Here is a 19,333-nt window from a genome sequence, read left to right on the forward strand (position 1 = left end):
AAACAAAGCCAGTAAAACAGCCTCAAGGGCGAGACACAAACTTAAGGGGACATCCGATACTGAAAGTGTCAACGGAGCAGTCAAAGGTACGGCGCTGCTGTTTCTGGATGAAATTCAGCAGGCTGAGCGGCGGATAAAACTATTACCGTCCTCTGCCTGGATGCTACAGGAGGCGGTGGAGCAGCACAGCCGTGTGACCCAACGTACAGCCTATCGTGATGAGTTGCCAGAGCTCAGTGAGCTACTTAATCAACAGCTAGAACAGGAAGCGGCGCGGTGGCAGGCAGTCGGGCAGCAATCCAGGGACAAGTTACAGGAATTGATAGCACCGGTAACCCGGTTGGCACAGGAGAAATGGGCGCAGGATTTATATTTCCAGCTGAGTGAAGAATTAAGAAAGGATCGGCAGGATAGATGGAAGGATATACCGCGTTTTGATGAAATAATGGCAGAGGCTGTCGGACAGTTTGCAAACATTGCACGTGAACTCGATGGCGCAACCGTGCGGCTGGCTGAGCATGGACATAGCGGAGGCAAGGAGCTGCAAGAAAAAGTGGCAAAATGGCTGCGGGACTTAAGCGAGCTTAAGGGCAAGGTCAAAGCCGGCGTTGTGGAGATTACGGGAACATCGTTAGATAATTTCTCCCGTGGCGGTATGCTGGCGCGCGGAATGAGCGAATGGGCGGAGGATTTAAAGCAGAGTTATCTGCAGGAGAAGCGGCCAGAGGACAGAGCAGTCGCAGCAGAATTATTTGAACATACTCTGATGGAGATTGTGGAAGAAAACAGAACCCATTTCGCCAAAGAATCAGATCCTGAAGCAAAAAGATTCCTGAAAAGGTTAACACTGGCATTAAACCATGCCGCTGAAAATGCGCTTGTTTATCCACCAACACCAGAAGAAATTTTGGCAAGCTCACGGAGTATCCCTGACGATATCAGGTTATGGGCTGAACAGAAAATCGTCAGTGGTGCCATTTCTGCCGCTCTTAGAGGGGGCTTTAAACTACTCGTAAACACGACGTCCCTACCGCTTCGTGTGGCAGTCAGAGCGGGAAGAACCACATACCAGGCTACTCGAGGAGTACAGGCGATAAGACGTGGCGTAAAATTGGGGCAAAGCCAGGCAACAAAAATCGAAAATAAATATATTAATCAAGAAGTTTCTAAAGCAACCATTCGGTTTACATTATCCATTTCACCATTAGTCGGATATGGTATTGCTACCGCTATTACGGGCAAACGGATATATGATGGTGATCTTAACAAGGTTACTAAAAAAGTCTTGGTTGATATGACAAGAGAATTACCCTGGGTCGCGGTGGATGCCAGTATTAACTTTGCTGTGAAAAAGTATACGGAGCATTCGATTAAACAGGCTATCCAAAATGCACTGGACGAGCAGGCCGATAAACTGGCATTACGTATAAATAAAGAGATAGAAAGTAAAAACGCGGATATTAATGTTGAGATTGTTCCTCAAGAAATGAGTGTATCGCCAGCTGAAACAGCACAATCTACACCAGAACCTATCATCAGACGTAAGCGGGATATATCGTCTCAAATGCTCACTGATAATGACGAGCATGATGAAGAAAATAAAAAATATTTTTCAACAATAAAGAAAAATTTTAATCGTAATGAAAATGACGACATTGAACCATTTGACGAAACAGATAAAAAAGAACTTTCCAGATTTGTTTTAAATGCTGCTTTAAATCGTTCACCACATTCGGGCACAGGTAGCAGTAACAACATTCTTACAGAACAGAATATTGAAAACTTCCCTGAGATAATCAGAGAAAGATTTCATTACCTGAAAAAAATTGAGCCAAATATTACGGATGACGATACCAGGAAAGCCATATTCTTAAATTTGAAAAGATTTATTCACAGAAATATCAATAAATTAAGTTTTAATAACATATATGTTTTATTAAATTCCTTGTACAGCATTAGTGATGAAAATAACGATTTTGATGCTGATGTCAGTAAAATAAAAGCGAAACATTACAAATTTAAAAAACATTTTCACATTAATAGAAAGAGTTATGTAAAAATAAAGAAAACAATCTATGATGAAGAAAAAGAAAATAAGCCAGGTACTATTAAATTACCTTCTGATGAAATTATTGCTACAGAGGAGTTTTCATCTGTCGGTATTAACAACTCGATAATAAGATTAAAAAACAAATTAAAAGAAATATCAAATAAAAATATTGAGAATCTTTTGTTGGTTAAGGAGGGTGACGAATTATTGAAATTCTCTTCACTGGAGATAAAGTCATTAATTAAATATTTGCATTTAATTAACAATGAAAATGTCATCACTAAAATTAAAAACCATATAGTTAAAAATAGCTATGAAGATATTATCTTTTCCAGTAATTTAGCACAAAAAATTACAGAGGATAGTAAGCTGTTTTTAGGCCCAGCTTCTGAAGAAGAACTGACCGCAGTTATTTATCAACTTACTACAGGTAAAAAATTTGATAATCTTAGCTTAACTCGAATATATAACAAATTTCTTTTCTCTAAAGAAAGAGAAAACCCCTTTACTAAAGCGATCAGTAAAAATAAACCTGAAGGCTATTTTACGATTTCTGATTTTAAGAAAAGTGGTGATGCAGAAAGTCGTTCAAAATTCAATCAGCAGTTTTATGATTATCGAGATAAATATAATCAGTATGATGCAAGTATATTAGCTGGTTCTATTATAACAAGCAGCAACATAACGGTTGAAGAATTCACACAAGCACCAAAATCAATACAGACTTTTGCTGTCTTTGGTAAAACAAGAGGGGTATATATATCTAAAGGGGAACCAATACCTGATGATGAAAATCCCGCTCAATATATTCCTGGAAGAGTTGTTCTGATGCAATTATCATCAGGTAGATATCTTTTATCCTCTAATTTGTTGGGCGGGATTAAATCCATTATTCTCTCGGAACAGGAAGGTAATAACATTAATGAAATGTTACGATGGAGAAAATTAGTCGATTTTGAAAAAGGATGGTTTAGTGATGAAGCCGATCCAAGATATAAACAATATAAAGATTTATATTATTTCAACAAAGTCAATCATCTAATTATTAAACCACTTTATGGTGCTGACTGGAGTAATAACCCAATCAGTAAAATCTCACATCAATATTTTACTTTAGCACAAGATTCTAAAGCGGCGAAAATTGAGATTAATGCGTCATCAACAGTAGCTAGTACGCTGGCTCAAGGTATGGAGGTTGCACAAGCTGCTTATGTGGAAGATTTACATCAAGCTATGGATGAAACCAGTACAACCTGGAAAATAATAAGAGGATTCATTCCTTTTTATAATACAATATATAATGCAAGCACGGACTCTGAATATATTATTGATAGCGGTGACATTCTTCTTGATCTCGCAAGCATTATTCCAATATTTAAAACCACAGGTACTGTCGGTAAATCAGCTTCTGAAGTCATTGCCTTAGGTCGAAGTGCATTAAAAGCGGGTATTACTAATGGATTGCGAGGACATCAGTTATTTAAATATGTCTCCAAGCAAGTTGCGCCAGAATTACTATCTGCAAGTTCCAAGAGTTCATTATTAATCACAAAAGCATTTTATGATGCTATTGAGCCAGTGCCGATAAGATCCAGCCTTAAAGGGCTTTATAAGGGGATAAAAAATGACTTGAATTTAACATCATTAGAGGGTATTTCAAGCAAAGTATTAATGACTGCAGATGAAAAAGCAAATTTGAAACTTTCTAATGATGGAATATGGAAAAATGATTCGGGAGAAAGTTATATTAAAGATGCGAAAGGGGAATTCTATCAGGTTGAAAGAAATAAAAGTAATCAAGGGTGGGTGTTAATTAATGGCGATCGAAAAACACCTATCAGTAACTCTGGTGGTCGTTGGGGAGTAAAAAAAGAAGACAAGAAAACCATTAAGACAAAAAACACATCTTTCCCTACAGATTGGCGAGTTAATAATATATATTTCGACAGCCTGGTTCCTGACAATATTGGTATATATACAGTTCGCTCTGAAAACTGGCAATCCATGCAAGATTATAATTACTACATCAAACATAACGATAATTTCTATCAAGTTAGATATGATGAAAGTAATAATACATTACGTTTGGTAAATCCTACTGCATCTGCTCGTTCAGGATATTTTCCTCCAATCAGATTAAACAAAAATAATGTATGGGAATTTCATACTGATGTCGGGTTAAAAGGCGGAGGGTTACTATCGCTAGAATCCGTGGGGCCTAAACCACCAGTCCGCCCTCAAGGTATTCCAACAGAAAAAGCTCTCGAATTGGAGGAAATTGCTCAATCAGAAAATGGCATAAAACCAACGGACCTGCCTTTTAAAGAGAGCAGATACTATGACAATTTGGTTTTATATAAAGAGAAAAATACTGAATGGCATGGGCATGTTGAAAAAGGGCAGGCTAAATATCGAGAATTTTATGAAAATGATACCACGCCAGTGTCCAAACCTATTGAATACCAGCAAAGGTACGAAGAAAAGGAAATTAAGCAAGAAAGTGCACCTTACATAAATGAAAGTGGGGATGTAATTGAGCTACCTGCCAGGGTGATAAACGTAAATGTCAAAGGAGAAACAGAAGCTTTTTATAAATTCAGGGTTTCTGACGATGGGAAGGTACTTGTTGTAGATAACATGTATGGGAATCGAGACAACAGGGTAACAAGAAAGGGGATAGGACAACCACTGAGAATGAATGAACTTCAAGGAGAGTTCATAAAGAAAAGAGAAGGATTGTACAAAAACATCGAGTTTATAACCCAGGAAGGTATAGCAAACCCGGATACAGAAAAGATGGTGAAGTGTGTTTTAAATACTAACAATTTGATGTCAGTTAAAGGGAAGACAATAGTGCTTACCCCTGATGGTCCGTTGAGGGACGCGTTCTGTGCAATGTTGACCACACCAAATGTACAGCCCACTGCACGTATGCTAAGTACCTATCCAAAAATTGGTAAAAAAATCATAGAAATACGTATTCAATCTATTGATAGAATCACCCTGGTCCTCGGTCCAATTACCACAATGTCAGTGTAACAGCATTGTTGCAGGTTAAGCTGTCAAGTCCTAAGCGCCCTGGTTCTGAAAAATATCACTCCAGTATTTGATTCGATTTAGAACAGATATTTTTATCATTCTTGATTTCCGGTAAGCCAAGGCTTACCGGAAATTAGGTATATACCCAATAGATTTCAAGATGCATCGCGACGGCAAGGGAGCGAATCCCCGGGAGCATAGATAACGATGTGACCGGGGTGAGTGAGTGCAGCCAACAAAGAGGCAACTTGAAAGATAACAGGTATAGATCAAATCGTGACAATACAGACAAGAGACGTTTACTCAAGGTGCTACGGCTAATGGATTCTTCGTGCTTAGTGATCGTTACCACCATTTATTTGTGCATGGGGGCCACTGACGGGCAGTATGAATCAATATCCATACCGTTTCGTTATCAAGCTCATATACCAGACGATAGTTGTCATGCGGGATCAATTCGCGAGTGCCGGGTATCTTTCCTGTTTGACCAGACATTGGATATTGTGCCAAGCGAGCTGCTGCATTACTGAACAGTTCATCCATTCTGACCGCCGCTTGCGGATTCTTGGCCACAATGTAATCCCAAATTTCAGCGCGGTCCTGTTGCGCCTCTGGTGTCCAAACAACTCTCATGTCCGACTTGCCACATTGGCGCGCCGGGCGGCAAACTCGGCTTCGACTTCGTCGTTAGAGCGTCCCTGTCCGGCGTGCATCGAAGCCCGGCCAGCTTCAACCTTGCGACGTAAAAATTCGTCATATTCACGCGCCTCACGCTGGTGTTGAATATACTCACGCATCAGCTCACGTAACACCTGTGATGCTGGACGATGGGCTGCTTCGGCTTCGGCAATAAACTCAGCACGCAACTCTGGCTCCAGTTTCATTGTGAAAACAGCTTGTTTCGACATGGTCAGTTCTCCTCTGTTATTTAATACTAATAAAATATATACATTTTCATTACCCAAGTCGATTCACTGAACTCAATGAGTGAGCGGTAACGATGTCAGAATGTCATACCTCACAAACGATCATTATGTCGTTCTGAGAGATGAATCGATTTCAATGCTTGATCTCGCAGCATAACCGTTAATATTCATAAATTTATTTTATGTATGATATAAGATTATGCGCTATTCCGGTTTACAGTTTTCAAAATCCACATTTACCTTAAATTAAGGAGTGATTACATGTACTATCCAACCTATATTCAGGAATACAACGCTATCGTTGAAGTTATAAACAAGTACAAAGAAGGCTGTACAAAAGCTAACAGCGACATGATGAAACCTGCTTTTAATGAACAAGCGACCATCTTTGGTGTTGATGACGATAACACGTTGGTTGGCGGTCCAATTCAGGGGCTTTTTGACATCATCGACGACACTTTCCAACCATCCCCGGAAACGAAAATTGTCATCGTTAGTATCGATATTGTAGGAACCGCCGCCAGTGCCCGTATTGATATGGACGATCTTTCTGGTTTCCGTTTCACTGATTTCCTTCATCTCTTGAAAGTGGACGGTAAGTGGACAATTGTCAGCAAAATCTACCACACTCATCAGAACACCTCACATTCCATCAGCCAAACTTCGCGGTATGCCGAGTTGATAGATGAGTAAATACAAAGTATTTAAATATGTTGGCTAAAATAGGAGTGGTGAACTAAACTCAAATTTTACTTTTGTGAGAGGAAGTTAGCTATGTCTGAAATCCGTTTTTCTGAATCGTTAAACCTGAAATCTCACTGGATGCCATTCTGTGGCAACCGAAATTTCCAACGCGATCCGCGTCTTATTGTTGCTGCTAAGGGACAATGGCTAAAAGACGATAAAGGACGCCAGATTTATGACAGCCTGTCGGGTCTTTGGACTTGCGGAGCGGGTCATACCCGAACAGAAATTCAGAAAGCTGTTGCTGATCAATTAAGTACACTCGATTACTCACCAGGCTTTCAATTCGGTCATCCCTTATCGTTTCAACTGGCAGAAAAAATTGCCAATTTAACTCCCGGTGATCTTAATCACGTCTTTTTCACCAGTTCAGGTTCTGAGTCTATAGACACCGCAGTTAAAATAGCGCGAGCTTACTGGCGTGTGAAAGGCCAACCCGCGAAAACCAAACTGATTGGCCGGGCACTTGGCTATCATGGTGTCAATATTGCTGGTACCAGTTTGGGGGGAATGGGGGGTAACCGCAAAATGTTCGGGCAATTGATGGATGTAGATCATTTACCCCATACGCTACAGAGTAATATGGCATTTACACCCGGTATGGCGGCAACTGGTGGGGTGGAGCTAGCCAATGAAATGCTCAAGTTGATCGAACTGCATGATGCCTCCAATATCGCGGCGGTTATTATCGAGCCGGTGTGCGGTTCCGCTGGTGCGATTATTCCACCTAAAGGGTATCTACAACGTTTGCGTGAAATTTGCGATCAGCATAATATTTTGTTGATTTTTGACGAGGTGATTACCGGCTTTGGCCGTATGGGACGCTGGACTGGTGCTGAGTATTTTGGTGTGACGCCAGATATTCTTAGCTTTGCCAAACAAATTACCAATGGCGCTATTCCTCTGGGAGGTGTAGTAGCAAGCAGTGAAATTTATGAAGCCTTTATGTCCCAGTCACTGCCGGAGCACGCCGTGGAGTTCAGTCATGGTTATACTTATTCGGCACACCCCGTAGCCTGTGCCGCTGGGTTAGCAACGTTGGATCTGATGGATAAAGACCATCTAATCCAACGTTCTGCCGAACTTGCTCCTCATTTCGAAACCGCTCTTCATTCTCTCGGAAACTGTCCAAATGTGACTGATGTCCGCAACTGTGGCTTAGTGGGAGCAATTCAGTTGGCTGCCCGTGACGGTGATACGACAATACGTCCTTTTGATGCCAGCATGGCGCTTTGGAAGGCAGGTTTTTATGTGCGCTTTGGCATCGATACGCTGCAATTCGGGCCTATGTTCACTGCTGAGCGCGCCGACTTAGATCGCCTTTTTGACGCTGTAGGTGAAGTCTTACATTACATTAAATAGGGCGGGTAAATCCGTCCAAAGTAAGGCGATGTAAGGGCTGGAAAATACTCAGTAGTGAAACGGACCATTGGCATGGAAAACAGTGGTCCGTTTATCGACCAAACGCGAATATAAAAATAATAGTGCAAAAATATGACTAAAACGTCTGGTTTTGTAATGTTTTTTTAAAAAACTTAATGACCTCATCATTAAACTCTTTGTGAAATTTTATGCGGTCAAAACCAGGCGGGTCTGTACAAATTATTGGTACATCACGTTTTTGTCGAATGGAGCACGGAGCAAGAAAAGAAAAATGACCGGCATTCTTCGCAACATGAAACTCTGGGGTAAATCGCAGGGCATATCCTATCGATTCTATATCTTGCAGTACTACACCATCGCCACCGAATTCAGACGCCCATAGTTGTATTGGCGCAGAAACATTGTTGAATCCATCTTGCGAGAACAAATTGAGTGGATCGGCAAGCACGAAAGCGCTTATACGAGCATCACTTTTAGGTAATACTTGAAATTCTCGTTCACGAGCTTCTTTGCAAAGTGGCAAATCATCACGCACACAAAAATTAGCAGCCATTCCATAATCCGGTGTAGCTCCTGCTGCAGCCAGACCTGTGTAACCTCCTCGAGAGAAACCAAAAAAACCAATTTCTCCTGGCGCTAAACGCGCATGTTCTGACCATATTCTCGTCATGAAATCAATCAGACGTTTTATATCATTTGGGCGATTTACAAACACACGTAAGTGCCCTTGATCAGACACGTCCTGAAAATTGTCGCCAGGATGATTGATGGCTGCAACAACAAAACCAGCATCAGCCAACGCTTCTGCCGTGTCGTGGTGCCCTAAAAATGCCCCCGCACTTCCGTGTGAAATAATCACCAATGGCCACATTGATCCAGATGCTACACAATCACGCACCCCAGGTAAGGTAAATGGCCCAAGTTGGAATTGACCCGCAGGTGATTGGCATGGATACCAAACAGCTCCGTGCATCGCAGGGCCCTGTTCGTCCGCTGGAACATTAATCAAGCTAAATCCAGCCGCTTGTACACTCTGAATAAGTGCACTCAGTATAAATGTACTGAGTGCAGTGAGAAAATAGTGAATGGTTGAACGTAGCATAGGGATATTTTCCTTAATCGAAACTCATTGAAATAATAGAGTAGCGAGAATATTGTTTCGAGAACTATTTTCAAGAACATGGAAGCCTCGTTTTCAGATTTTTGATTGAGGCTAAGTGCTTTTTCTCAAAAACAATTGGTTTCAATGAGAGGAGAGCGTTGGCACTCAGAAACTCTGTGTAATCCGTTCGAATAGTGCTTTCTTTGCACATACCTTGCTGGCCGGTACGCTTTAATGTACAATTTTAATACGTACAAATAGGAGGGCTTAACCATGCCTCAGATTCCAGTAGAAACTAGCGACCGCATGTCGCTACGTATCGCCTCAGAAGAAAAGTCGCTGTTAATACGTGCAGCCGCTTTACAGCATACCAACTTGACTGAGTTCGTGATCCGCAATGTGATGCCAGTGGCACGAAAAATTATCGACGAGAATGAGCGTCTGGAGTTGACAGAAAGAGATAGTTTGCATGTTCTGGATCTTTTAGATAACCCACCGGTACCCAATGACAAATTGATAGCTGCCGCATTTGCCTTGCCGAAACAATCATGATGCTACCGATTTGGCATGAAGAAGCTATTGGCAAATATCATGATCGTACCTCCTTTAATTGCGGTGATGAGGCACTGAATCAGTTTTTACATCGCCATGCAAGGCAGAGCCATGAGAAAGGTGGAGCAAAAACTTTCCTGGCTGTTAGCGAGAACAATAAAAAGATATTGGGCTATTACAGTTTAAGCCCGGCCTCCATTGCTTACGAACGAGCGCCTGAAGTGATTAAACGCGGTTTGGCTCGACATGAAGTACCGGTATTTCGGCTTGGCCGCCTAGCTGTAGACTCTTCAGTACAGGGGCAAGGACTTGGCGGGCAGTTATTGCTTGCAGCTGGGCGGCGTTGTTTGTTGGTAGCTGCTCATGCCGGCGGAGTGGCATTGTTGATTGATGCCAAAAATGAGCGTGTCGCTCAGTGGTATACCAGCTATGGTGCTATTCCGCTATTAGATGCTCCTCTATCTTTGCTGTTACCATTCAAAACAATCCATACAGCGCTGACTACAGCGGGGAAGCTCTAACACTAATGCCTTCATGATAGATCCTCTCATTAAGGGGTATACCAACTGGCCGAAAACGAATCCCTTTCATATCATATTGTGGATCTTGATGTTCTGAAAATCTTGAGCCGGCAAATTAATTACAAGGAGTGATGATGAAAATATTGAATATTATAATTTTATCTATATCGACAATAATAGCTTCCAATTCTTTAGCCAATGAGATGAGAGCAAGGGATTTAGGCATTCCTTTCCCTGGCATAACGGGGAAATATAATGCGATCACAGATGTCGGTGGTGTAACCGTTGGTTATTCAACCATAATAGAAGGCGATGGAAAGTTAGAGGTTGGAAAAGGTCCAATAAGAACCGGTGTGACAGCTATATTGCCGAGAGGAAAGAAATTTAGTCCGGTATTTTCGGGTATCTTTTCTTTAAATGGAAATGGAGATATGACAGGCAATCAATGGGTCAAAGAAAGTGGTTTTCTGGAAACGCCAATATTAATCACTAACACTCATAGCGTTGGTGTTGTCAGAGACTCAACAATTAGCTGGATGATTGATAATAATCTAACATCGCCACTAAAAGATGATTTATTTTGGTTATTACCTGTGGTTGCAGAAACGTGGGATGGAATATTGAATGATATAAACGGTATGCATGTAAAAAAAGAACATGTATATAATGCATTGAATAGTGCTAAATCAGGAGCGATAGAAGAGGGTAATGTTGGCGGGGGAACGGGAATGAACCTTTTTAAATTTAAAGGGGGCACCGGTACTTCATCAAGAGTTCTGGATAAAGAGGATGGAGGATATACTGTTGGAGTTTTTGTTCAAGGCAACTTTGGTAATCGGGATGATTTAATTATTGCGGGGATTCCTGTTGGTAAAGAAATACAGGATCTCAAACCAATATATCATGGGAGCAAGAAAGAAATAAAAGATGCGGGTTCTATAATAGCCGTCGTGGCCACAGATGCACCATTAGCTCCTCACCAATTGGAAAAAATAGCCAAAAGGGTATCTCTTGGGCTTGCAAAGGTAGGTGGTGTAGCCAGAAATACTAGCGGTGAGATATTTATTGCATTTTCAACCGCAAATAATGACGCATTCTCCAGAGAGAATGCAAAAACAATAAAAATACTGCCAAATGACAAACTAGATCCTTTATATGAGGCAACAATAAATGCAACAGAAGAAGCAATAATTAATGCCATGATTGCCGCTAAAAAAATGGTTGGGAGAAATGGTAATACTTCCTATCCTATTCCTAAAGATAGGGTTAAAGAGATATTAAAAAAACATAATGTACTTAATATCACCTGAGATGTATTAGTTCTGACCTGTGTTATATGAATTTAGTAAATATACCTGTTATCTTTCAAGTTGCCTCTTTGTTGGCTGAACTCACTCACCCCGGTCACAGAGTTATCTATGCTCCCGGGGATTCGCTCCCTTGTGCCGTCGCGATGCATCTTGAAATCTATTGGGTATAGTGTTCAAAAAAGCCTCTATCTAACGAGGCTTTTCGGTAGAATTTTATCTTGCTCTACCTTCATATTTACCAACGTGAACATTGCTTCCACAATGATCTAATTTTTTTATACCTTTAAAATACCATGTAATATTCCCATCTTTTTCCACATTAGAAAAAGACTCCTTTCCACCATTTTCCTCCAGTTAATGCTATACCTGCTACTAATGCACCAACTGTTAATAATTTCTTGAACATAAAAATTCTCCGTTAATAGTTTAGAATTTGCATATTAAAGATATCACTTATAAAATTATATGTGATAATGAATAACGCCGGATAAATCTAAATTACCACCAGACGATGTTACAATTTTAAATTTTATAAACTGATTATATTTTTTTATTTTAGGTTGTGAACCTGAATTCCATTATCATGATTTGTGATAAATCATGATTTCGTCATTAATTGCATAAAGAAAATAATTTATTTACAGTTACAACACAACGAACCAAAACAATATAAACTCGAGGAAGTCAAATTTCACATTTAATTATTGGTTCTTTAGGGTTAGCATAAGTTGATTATTTCAATAAAAGGCTATTTATTTCTGATAAATATAAATATTAAAGCAGGGGAATTATAAAAAACAATGACTCCTGTTATCAGCATGCAACGGTTAACTCGCATTTATCAACATGGTGGCGAGGGCCAAATATCGGTTCTGAAAAATATCACCGCCCAAATTTTTGCCGGACAAAGTTGTGCTATTGTCGGAACATCAGGGTCTGGTAAAAGCACATTACTGAATATTCTCGGCCTGCTGGATAAACCAACTTCTGGGGAATATTTTCTTTGCGGCATTGATATGTCAACAGCCAATACTGACCTTCGCGCCAGAATGCGCAATAAAGAAATTGGCTTTGTTTTTCAAAGTTTCCATTTATTAGCTGGAATGACTGCCACAGAGAATGTCGCTCTGCCACTTCTTTACCGCGGTATTTCTGCTTCGTTGGCCTATAAAATTGCCAAAGAAAAACTGCATTTGGTAGGTCTTTCACATCGTGCTGTTCATTACCCGGCAGACTTATCCGGTGGGCAACGACAGAGAGTAGCTCTCGCCAGAGCATTGGTAGGAGAACCTTCGTTACTATTGGCGGATGAACCTACCGGTAACCTGGATCAACAAACCGCAGAAGAAATTTTAATGCTACTTTCTTCTCTTCACACAGATCAAGCGATGACTCTGGTCGTAATAACCCATGACCCTGTGGTTGCGAACCATATGCAGCGTGAATTACGTATGGTTGATGGTCAGTTGCATGAAATCAGAGGTATGACAATTCATGCATGATAATCGTCAGTCCAGTCACTATGGCATGTCGGCCTTAATGATATGGAGAGAAGCCTGTCGCAACTTAATGGCAACGGTGAGAAGTACTCTGCTTGCTTTATCAGGTATTGCTATCGGTTGCGCGTCTATTGTGGCATTTGTTAATACCGGGCATAACGCCACACTTGCTGCATTAAAGATGTTCAGCGGGCTTGATATCAACGTCATTACAGTCAATCTGAACACCTACAATCATGGAATTGATAATGCGTCAATTAAAATGGCTGACTTGACAACCGCTATTCCTGATTTATCTTCCGCAGCGCCTTGGATCTATTATCCTTCTCCCGGGCGCTATAACGGGAAAACAGAAACATTTACCGTAATAGGGGCCTCTGCAGAACTTGAGCAAGTCATGCAATTGCAACTTCGTTATGGCCGATTTATCTCTGATTACGATCAGTATTCTCCTTATCTGGTCGTTGGTAATGAAGTGGCCGTTACCCTTGGTGAAGGGGACCCATCCCGTATATTTGGCAAGCAGATTCAGATTGGCAATTATTTATACACAGTGATTGGCATTTTCGATATAAAAGGGCAGAACCCCATCTTTCCTTTTTCTCTGGATTCGGTGGTGATTGCCCCTCTCAATGCCATGCGTAAAATATCGCCCAATACTGATCTGAATGGCATCATTGCTCGCTCCATAACGACCGCAACCACAGAAACCAATGCAAAGGATTTATTGGCATTTTTTAAGCGCAAGTTTCCAGCGGTTGAAATTGATGTTCGGGTAGCTCAGCAACTGCTGAAAGGGCAGGCGGAACAAAGCAAAACTTTTTCTTTTATGTTGATCGGGTTAGCGGGTATTTCGCTACTCACTGGCGGCATCGCGATTTCAAATGTGATGCTTATGAACGTTTCAGCCCGGCGAAAAGAGATCGGGTTACGTATGGCTTTAGGTGCAAGGCCCCATGATATCCGGCGCCTTTTTTTGTATGAAGCGATAGCATTGACTTTAGCTGGCGCAATCCTGGGTACGCTATCAGGTGTTATCGTGTCTTTTCTTTTTGTTCTCTATTCTGGCTGGTCATTTTCTCTAGCTCCTTTATCTATTCCTTTAGGAATAGGTAGTTCAATTGTGGCGGGACTTATCTCCGGCTTTCATCCCGCACATAAAGCCTCACAGATGGAACCCGTACAGGCATTACGTGATGATTAAAAAATATTTTCTTTATGGCTCTTTGACCTTGTTTTTCCTTTTTCCTCGAACAGGGTTTCCTGTATCTGAACAGGAACGATTAACTTTATCGGAATCTGATTACCGTTTACGAGAGGAAACCTTAAGAGAGGTTATAGGCTTGTCGTTGAGTGACGCGATATGGCTTGGTTTGAGGAATAACTACGCGATACGCAGTGTTTATCTGGATCGTATCGCTCAGAAATTTGATTTACGGGTGGCAGAAGATCGATTCACACCAAAACTCCAGCTCAGCGGGCGTTACGTTGTTGGTAAAAATCAGGACTCAAATTTTAGTAAAACTAACCTTTCTCCTAATGCCACACTACTGACTCCTCTGGGAACGCGTTTCACTCTTTCCTGGACGCGTGAGAACAATAAATTGGGGATAAATAACATTCACAATGATGGCGCAAGCATTACTGTGATACAGCCACTTTTACGAGGTGCCGGAACTGATGTTAATAACGCGCCGATCTTACTGGCTAAACTCCAGGAACAAACCCATCGGCTGAATTTAAAAGCGACGATTTCCGGTTCAATCACGCAAATTATTCTGGCATACCATGCGTTACTCCGTGCTCAAAAACAGCAATCATTATCTATCGCTTCCCTTAAGCGTATGCAGAAATTAGTGGCGATTAACAAAGAGTTGATTGATGCGGGCAGAATGGCCCAGACAGATATCGTACAAACGCAGGCTGATCTCGCCATGCAGGCGCTTTCGGCAAAAGAGGCAGAAAACAATGTGCATACCACAAAGCTGGCATTGCTTAAATTACTCGCTTTAAACCTCAAAACCCCCATTTATGCTACAGATACGCTAAAAGGCACTCACGTAAGTCTGAATATCGAACAATCATTTACCAAGGCGCAGGCTCAACAACCGGGTTATCTTATCCAGTTACTTTCTGCAAGAGTCGCAGATATTCAATTGTTGCAAGCCCGAAATAACCGGCTCTGGGATTTGTCACTGGTTGGCGGGGCGTCCCAGTATCGTTCATCATCTTCTGAAACCCGAAATTGGGAAAACTATGTGGGTATACAACTGGATATTCCAATAGGTGATATGACACAGAAACAAGCAGAAGTTCAGGCCAGAGTCAATGTCCAGAAACAGGCGTTACACCTGGAGGAGGCAAAAATAAATCTGGAACAAACAGTAATCAATGCAGTCCGTGATACCGAATCACGCTGGCAGGAATATCAATTAGCAATAAAAGCCAGTTCACTTTCTCAAAAGAAACTCGAAATTGAACAGGAAAAATTACAGGCAGGGCGCTCCAGCAACTTTCAGGTCCTGAGTTTTGAAACCGACTTAAGAAATGCCGAAAATGCACTCCTGAATACACTGATCCAGTACCTCAATTCTCAGGCTGAATTGGATCAAATTCTTGGCACGACACTGGAAAGCTGGGAGATAACACTCAATGATTAAACGTTATCGATGGGCCATAGCTGGCATACTTATGGTGGTAACCTGTTTTTTTGCCTTTTTGTCTTCAAAACAATCACCAGCTCAGGAATCAGTGCAGTGGGTTGAAGTAAAACACGGTCTTATAGAAAAACGACTTGGTCTGGTAGGCAAGCTGCAATCTGGACGTCTTGAAACCATACCCGCTCCATTTGAGGCAATTATCAAACAAGTTTTGGTTAAAGAAGGACAGTGGGTGAAAGCGGGTCAGACATTAGTTACGCTTGATACTCGAAAGCTTGATATTGAGCTTCGGCAAGCGCAAGTTGAGATGATCAAAGCCTCATCTGTCGTTGACCAATTACATGACTGGGAAAACAGCCAGGAAGTCATCCGGGCCAGAAGAAGCGTCGAAAATGCAAACCATATGGTTATGGAATTGAAAAATAATCTCGCAAAAACACAGGCTCTCTTTTCACGGGGTATCGTTCCAAAAATGGAAGTGGAAACGCTTGAACAACAACTTCGCCGACAATTAACGGAACTTGCTTCAGTACAGGACGATCTTACATCCATTCGACAAAAAGGAAGCGCGAGTAACGTACATGTTGCAGAAATAGAGCTGCAAAATGCAACAAGCCGCTATCAGGCGCGACAAGAACAATACTTACATAAAGAAATCAAAGCGCCATTTTCGGGGGTCGTGCTTAGGGCCGCCCAGGGAGAAAGTAAGAAACTCTTAACGATTCAGACAGGGGTTAGGGTGACCGAAGGAATGCCCTTACTGGAAATTATGGACACAACACAATATCAGGTACTGGCACAGGTTGAAGAAACCGATCTCGCCAAACTCAAAGAAGGGCAGGCAGTAAAAATTAGTGGGGAGGGATTTTCTGATCATTCTCTGGATGGAGAAATTGAAACTATTGCAATGCAAAGCGTGAATACGGATAAACCAGGATCGGCGATTTATTATGATGTTGTGATTAAAGTGACTTCATCCATGAATCAGGGTTATCCCATCAGGCCCGGAATGAGCGCTAAAGTTAATATTGTTGTTTATCGCAATGAACAGGGAATTGTTGTACCCAAAGCTGCATTAATTCACGATAGCGATGGACAATTAACCGTAAATTGGCGACCGGATTTAAAGCGTCAGTCTGTATCTCGCCAGGTCACGGTTGGGGAGGCAATGCCGGAAGGTATGGAGGTTCATGGGCTGGAAGAGGGGTTTATCGCACTGCCTCATTGAAAACGATAAAACGCCTTATCCTTGATTATCTTCATAGCAAACGTTTACTTATGGCATTTAGTATGAAAAAATGGTTTAATGACAAAAATGTTTAAAATTCCAATAATCTTTTGCAAGAAAAGCAATAATGAAAGCAAATTCAGAAGAGTTGACAATTTTCGTGTCAGTAGTAGAAAGCGGGAGTTTTAGTCGTGCGGCGGAACATCTGCAATTAGCAAATTCCGCCGTGAGTCGTTCGATAAAAAAACTTGAAAAGAAATTAGGCGTAAGTCTGCTCAATCGCACAACACGCCAGCTTAGCCTAACCGAAGAAGGTCAGCGCTATTTCCACAGAGTTCAGCGTGTACTACAAGAAATGGCTGCCGCTGAAACTGAACTTCTGGAATCTAAACACATACCCAGTGGCTTATTGCGTATTGATGCTACAACACCCGTCGTATTACATTTACTGATACCACTGATTAAACCTTTTAGCGAACGCTACCCAGAAATAACGTTATCATTGGTTTCTTCGGAAACTTATATCAATCTGATTGAGCGCAAAGTGGATATTGCCATTCGTGCTGGCAATTTAACCGACTCCAGTCTACGGGCCAGACCACTTTTTTCCAGCTACCGAAAAATCGTTGCCTCTCCTGAATATCTGAAAAAATATGGCATACCGCGATGCATTGGGGAGTTGAAAAACCATATTTGTCTTGGTTTTACTGAACCGATATCCCTTAATACATGGCCGATAGCTTGTCAGGACGGACAACTACATGAAATAACGGTAGGACTTTCTTCGAATAATGGTGAAACCCTTAAACAACTATGTGTGACAGGTAATGGTATCGCGTGTTTGTCTGATTATATGATTGATCAGGAGATTGCCAGTGGTGAACTTGTTGAACTGCTGGTTGAAAAACGTTTACCCGTCGCGATGCCTTTCAATGCTGTATATTACAGTGATCAGGCGGTAAGCCCCCGAATCAGAGCATTTATCGATTTTCTAAATGAATATGTAAACAGCTCCCAAATGTGCCTGAAATCACAGTGAAATACTGACTTCATCACAATCTTCCCACTCTAAAAGAGTGGGAGGGTACCTATATTCTGTTAGCTTATAGTCAAATAATCGGTATAACCTTCCTCATGACCACCAAAGAACTTTTCTTTTATTGGCGGGTTTAGTTCCAGCCTATTGGCGAGACGATATGGTAAATCTGGGTTAGCAATAAAAGGGCGGCCAAATCCAATCAGATCCGCCCAGCCTTTAGTTAGAGCTTCTTCAGCACGTTCCAATGTGTATTTTCCAGAATATATTAACGTGCCGTGATAAAGCATGCGAAAAGCTTCTTTGAAGGCTACTGGCATGACGGGAGCATCTTCCCAATCAGCCTCAGCAATATGAATATAGGATACCCCGATATCATTCAGCACACTGGCGGCAGCCAGATAAGTCGCTTCAGGCGTATCATCTTCTGAACCCATCAGAGTTGTGAGTGGCGCCAGGCGAACACCCAACTTATCTTTCCCTATCGCGGTAGCCACTGACATCGCCACTTCTCTCAAGAAACGTAAACGATTTTGTAAAGTTCCACCATATTCGTCATCTCGTAGGTTAGTCTGAGAATCAATAAACTGATTAATAAGATAACCATTCGCTGCATGAAGCTCCACGCCATCAAAACCTGCTGCAATAGCATTCTTTGCCGCTTGAACATAATCATTTACGATACCTGGAATTTCATCAAGTGTCAGTGCTCTTGGCTGCGAGTGTTGTACCATTTCACCGATACTATGTTCAGGTCCACGGCCTTCCACATCCAGAAAAACTTTTACACCTTTTGCTTGAAGGGCAGAGGGGGAAACCGGCGCAGAATTATTAGGTTGTAGAGTCGTGTGTGAAACACGTCCTACATGCCACAATTGAGCAAAAATTTTGCCTCCTGCCATATGTACCGCATCTGTTACTTTTTTCCATCCTATTACATGCTCAGACTTATAAATACCCGGCGTCCATGCATATCCTTGTCCTTGTTGGCTAATTTGTGTACCTTCACCGATAATAAGTCCTGCACTGGCACGTTGTGCATAATATTTAGCCATTAAATCAGTAGCCACACCGTCTGTTCCAGCCCGCGAACGTGTCATCGGCGGCATAACAATACGATTAGATAATGACAAACCATTCAGAGAATAGCGTTCAAAAAGCATAATATCCCTCACATTTGATTAAGAATGGTTTTATTATCATGAGATAAATTGCAATAAAAAAGGGCAATAAATGCAGAAGTCTTTTGCTGATATGTCAAAATAGATGATCTACATTGTAGA

At 41.5% G+C, this 19,333-nt stretch carries 16 protein-coding genes; 11 read left to right on the forward strand and 5 right to left on the reverse strand.

The annotated features are described in order from the left end of the window. The first annotated feature begins 175 nt into the window (after positions 1-175). The gene (locus BO26_RS00005; RefSeq protein WP_236637219.1) at positions 176-5,089 is read left to right on the forward strand and encodes a coiled-coil domain-containing protein; all 4,914 of its coding nucleotides are present in this window, start codon (positions 176-178) and stop codon (positions 5,087-5,089) included. Between the two features lie 345 nt (positions 5,090-5,434). Here BO26_RS00005 and BO26_RS00010 read toward each other — a convergent pair whose 3' ends face one another. Next, on the reverse strand, positions 5,435-5,722 hold the full coding sequence (locus tag BO26_RS00010; protein ID WP_036767987.1) for a type II toxin-antitoxin system RelE/ParE family toxin: 288 nt from the start codon (positions 5,720-5,722) through the stop codon (positions 5,435-5,437). Continuing rightward, the gene (locus tag BO26_RS00015) at positions 5,719-5,997 is read right to left on the reverse strand and encodes a hypothetical protein (protein WP_036767988.1); all 279 of its coding nucleotides are present in this window, start codon (positions 5,995-5,997) and stop codon (positions 5,719-5,721) included. The genes BO26_RS00010 and BO26_RS00015 overlap by 4 nt, the downstream gene beginning before the upstream one ends. A 279-nt stretch (positions 5,998-6,276) precedes the next feature. Between BO26_RS00015 and BO26_RS00020 the strand changes: the two genes are divergently transcribed. Both BO26_RS00020 and aptA read left to right on the forward strand, forming a co-directional pair. Next, positions 6,277-6,708, forward strand: a complete 432-nt coding sequence (locus tag BO26_RS00020; RefSeq protein ID WP_051690810.1) for a nuclear transport factor 2 family protein — start codon at positions 6,277-6,279, stop codon at positions 6,706-6,708. A gap of 81 nt (positions 6,709-6,789) precedes the next feature. Further along, positions 6,790-8,121, forward strand: coding sequence for an omega-aminotransferase AptA (aptA, locus tag BO26_RS00025; RefSeq protein ID WP_036767989.1), 1,332 nt, complete (start codon positions 6,790-6,792; stop codon positions 8,119-8,121). Between the two features lie 136 nt (positions 8,122-8,257). On the opposite strand, the gene BO26_RS00030 is transcribed toward aptA, so the two are convergent. Beyond that, positions 8,258-9,244, reverse strand: a complete 987-nt coding sequence (locus BO26_RS00030; protein ID WP_051690811.1) for an alpha/beta hydrolase family protein — start codon at positions 9,242-9,244, stop codon at positions 8,258-8,260. A gap of 273 nt (positions 9,245-9,517) precedes the next feature. Here BO26_RS00030 and BO26_RS00035 point away from each other — a divergent pair, with 273 nt between their 5' ends. The 3 genes from BO26_RS00035 (at position 9,518) to BO26_RS00045 (ending at position 11,627) form a co-directional block, all read left to right on the forward strand. Then, positions 9,518-9,796, forward strand: a complete 279-nt coding sequence (locus BO26_RS00035) for a type II toxin-antitoxin system TacA family antitoxin (RefSeq protein WP_036767990.1) — start codon at positions 9,518-9,520, stop codon at positions 9,794-9,796. Next, complete coding sequence (locus BO26_RS00040; RefSeq protein ID WP_036767991.1) at positions 9,793-10,317, forward strand: GNAT family N-acetyltransferase; 525 nt, start codon at positions 9,793-9,795, stop codon at positions 10,315-10,317. The genes BO26_RS00035 and BO26_RS00040 overlap by 4 nt, the downstream gene beginning before the upstream one ends. A gap of 131 nt (positions 10,318-10,448) precedes the next feature. After that, positions 10,449-11,627, forward strand: coding sequence for a DmpA family aminopeptidase (locus BO26_RS00045; protein ID WP_036767992.1), 1,179 nt, complete (start codon positions 10,449-10,451; stop codon positions 11,625-11,627). A 213-nt stretch (positions 11,628-11,840) separates the two neighbouring features. Here the strand turns inward: BO26_RS00045 and BO26_RS24495 are convergent, their stop codons facing one another. Next, positions 11,841-11,945, reverse strand: a complete 105-nt coding sequence (locus BO26_RS24495; RefSeq protein ID WP_338049072.1) for a hypothetical protein — start codon at positions 11,943-11,945, stop codon at positions 11,841-11,843. Between the two features lie 482 nt (positions 11,946-12,427). Between BO26_RS24495 and BO26_RS00050 the strand changes: the two genes are divergently transcribed. From BO26_RS00050 to yafC, 5 genes are all read left to right on the forward strand, one after another. Beyond that, positions 12,428-13,129 (forward strand): ABC transporter ATP-binding protein, encoded by a 702-nt coding sequence (locus BO26_RS00050; protein WP_036767993.1) that lies wholly within the window; start codon positions 12,428-12,430, stop codon positions 13,127-13,129. Continuing rightward, complete coding sequence (locus BO26_RS00055) at positions 13,122-14,330, forward strand: ABC transporter permease (protein ID WP_036767994.1); 1,209 nt, start codon at positions 13,122-13,124, stop codon at positions 14,328-14,330. The genes BO26_RS00050 and BO26_RS00055 overlap by 8 nt, the downstream gene beginning before the upstream one ends. Then, positions 14,323-15,786, forward strand: coding sequence for a TolC family protein (locus BO26_RS00060; RefSeq protein WP_036767995.1), 1,464 nt, complete (start codon positions 14,323-14,325; stop codon positions 15,784-15,786). The genes BO26_RS00055 and BO26_RS00060 overlap by 8 nt, the downstream gene beginning before the upstream one ends. Beyond that, positions 15,779-17,014, forward strand: coding sequence for an HlyD family secretion protein (locus BO26_RS00065; protein ID WP_036767996.1), 1,236 nt, complete (start codon positions 15,779-15,781; stop codon positions 17,012-17,014). The genes BO26_RS00060 and BO26_RS00065 overlap by 8 nt, the downstream gene beginning before the upstream one ends. A 127-nt stretch (positions 17,015-17,141) precedes the next feature. After that, the gene (gene yafC / locus BO26_RS00070; protein ID WP_036767997.1) at positions 17,142-18,053 is read left to right on the forward strand and encodes a DNA-binding transcriptional regulator YafC; all 912 of its coding nucleotides are present in this window, start codon (positions 17,142-17,144) and stop codon (positions 18,051-18,053) included. 59 nt (positions 18,054-18,112) lie between these two features. Here the strand turns inward: yafC and BO26_RS00075 are convergent, their stop codons facing one another. Then, on the reverse strand, positions 18,113-19,213 hold the full coding sequence (locus BO26_RS00075; RefSeq protein WP_036767998.1) for an alkene reductase: 1,101 nt from the start codon (positions 19,211-19,213) through the stop codon (positions 18,113-18,115). Positions 19,214-19,333 lie beyond the last annotated feature (120 nt).

Origin of the sequence: Photorhabdus australis DSM 17609, from assembly GCF_000711895.1 — a bacterium.
GTDB lineage: Bacteria > Pseudomonadota > Gammaproteobacteria > Enterobacterales > Enterobacteriaceae > Photorhabdus > Photorhabdus australis.

Bases quoted from the DNA above. Each gene is read 5' to 3' on its own strand.
- BO26_RS00065 (WP_036767996.1), top strand. From the start codon at position 15,779: ATGATTAAACGTTATCGATGGGCCATAGCTGGCATACTTATGGTGGTA.
- aptA (WP_036767989.1), top strand. From the start codon at position 6,790: ATGTCTGAAATCCGTTTTTCTGAATCGTTAAACCTGAAATCTCACTGG.
- BO26_RS00015 (WP_036767988.1), bottom strand. From the start codon at position 5,997: ATGTCGAAACAAGCTGTTTTCACAATGAAACTGGAGCCAGAGTTGCGT.
- BO26_RS00055 (WP_036767994.1), top strand. From the start codon at position 13,122: ATGCATGATAATCGTCAGTCCAGTCACTATGGCATGTCGGCCTTAATG.
- BO26_RS00010 (WP_036767987.1), bottom strand. From the start codon at position 5,722: ATGAGAGTTGTTTGGACACCAGAGGCGCAACAGGACCGCGCTGAAATT.
- BO26_RS00020 (WP_051690810.1), top strand. From the start codon at position 6,277: ATGTACTATCCAACCTATATTCAGGAATACAACGCTATCGTTGAAGTT.
- yafC (WP_036767997.1), top strand. From the start codon at position 17,142: ATGAAAGCAAATTCAGAAGAGTTGACAATTTTCGTGTCAGTAGTAGAA.
- BO26_RS00035 (WP_036767990.1), top strand. From the start codon at position 9,518: ATGCCTCAGATTCCAGTAGAAACTAGCGACCGCATGTCGCTACGTATC.
- BO26_RS00040 (WP_036767991.1), top strand. From the start codon at position 9,793: ATGATGCTACCGATTTGGCATGAAGAAGCTATTGGCAAATATCATGAT.
- BO26_RS00060 (WP_036767995.1), top strand. From the start codon at position 14,323: ATGATTAAAAAATATTTTCTTTATGGCTCTTTGACCTTGTTTTTCCTT.
- BO26_RS00050 (WP_036767993.1), top strand. From the start codon at position 12,428: ATGACTCCTGTTATCAGCATGCAACGGTTAACTCGCATTTATCAACAT.
- BO26_RS00045 (WP_036767992.1), top strand. From the start codon at position 10,449: ATGATGAAAATATTGAATATTATAATTTTATCTATATCGACAATAATA.
- BO26_RS00030 (WP_051690811.1), bottom strand. From the start codon at position 9,244: ATGCTACGTTCAACCATTCACTATTTTCTCACTGCACTCAGTACATTT.
- BO26_RS00075 (WP_036767998.1), bottom strand. From the start codon at position 19,213: ATGCTTTTTGAACGCTATTCTCTGAATGGTTTGTCATTATCTAATCGT.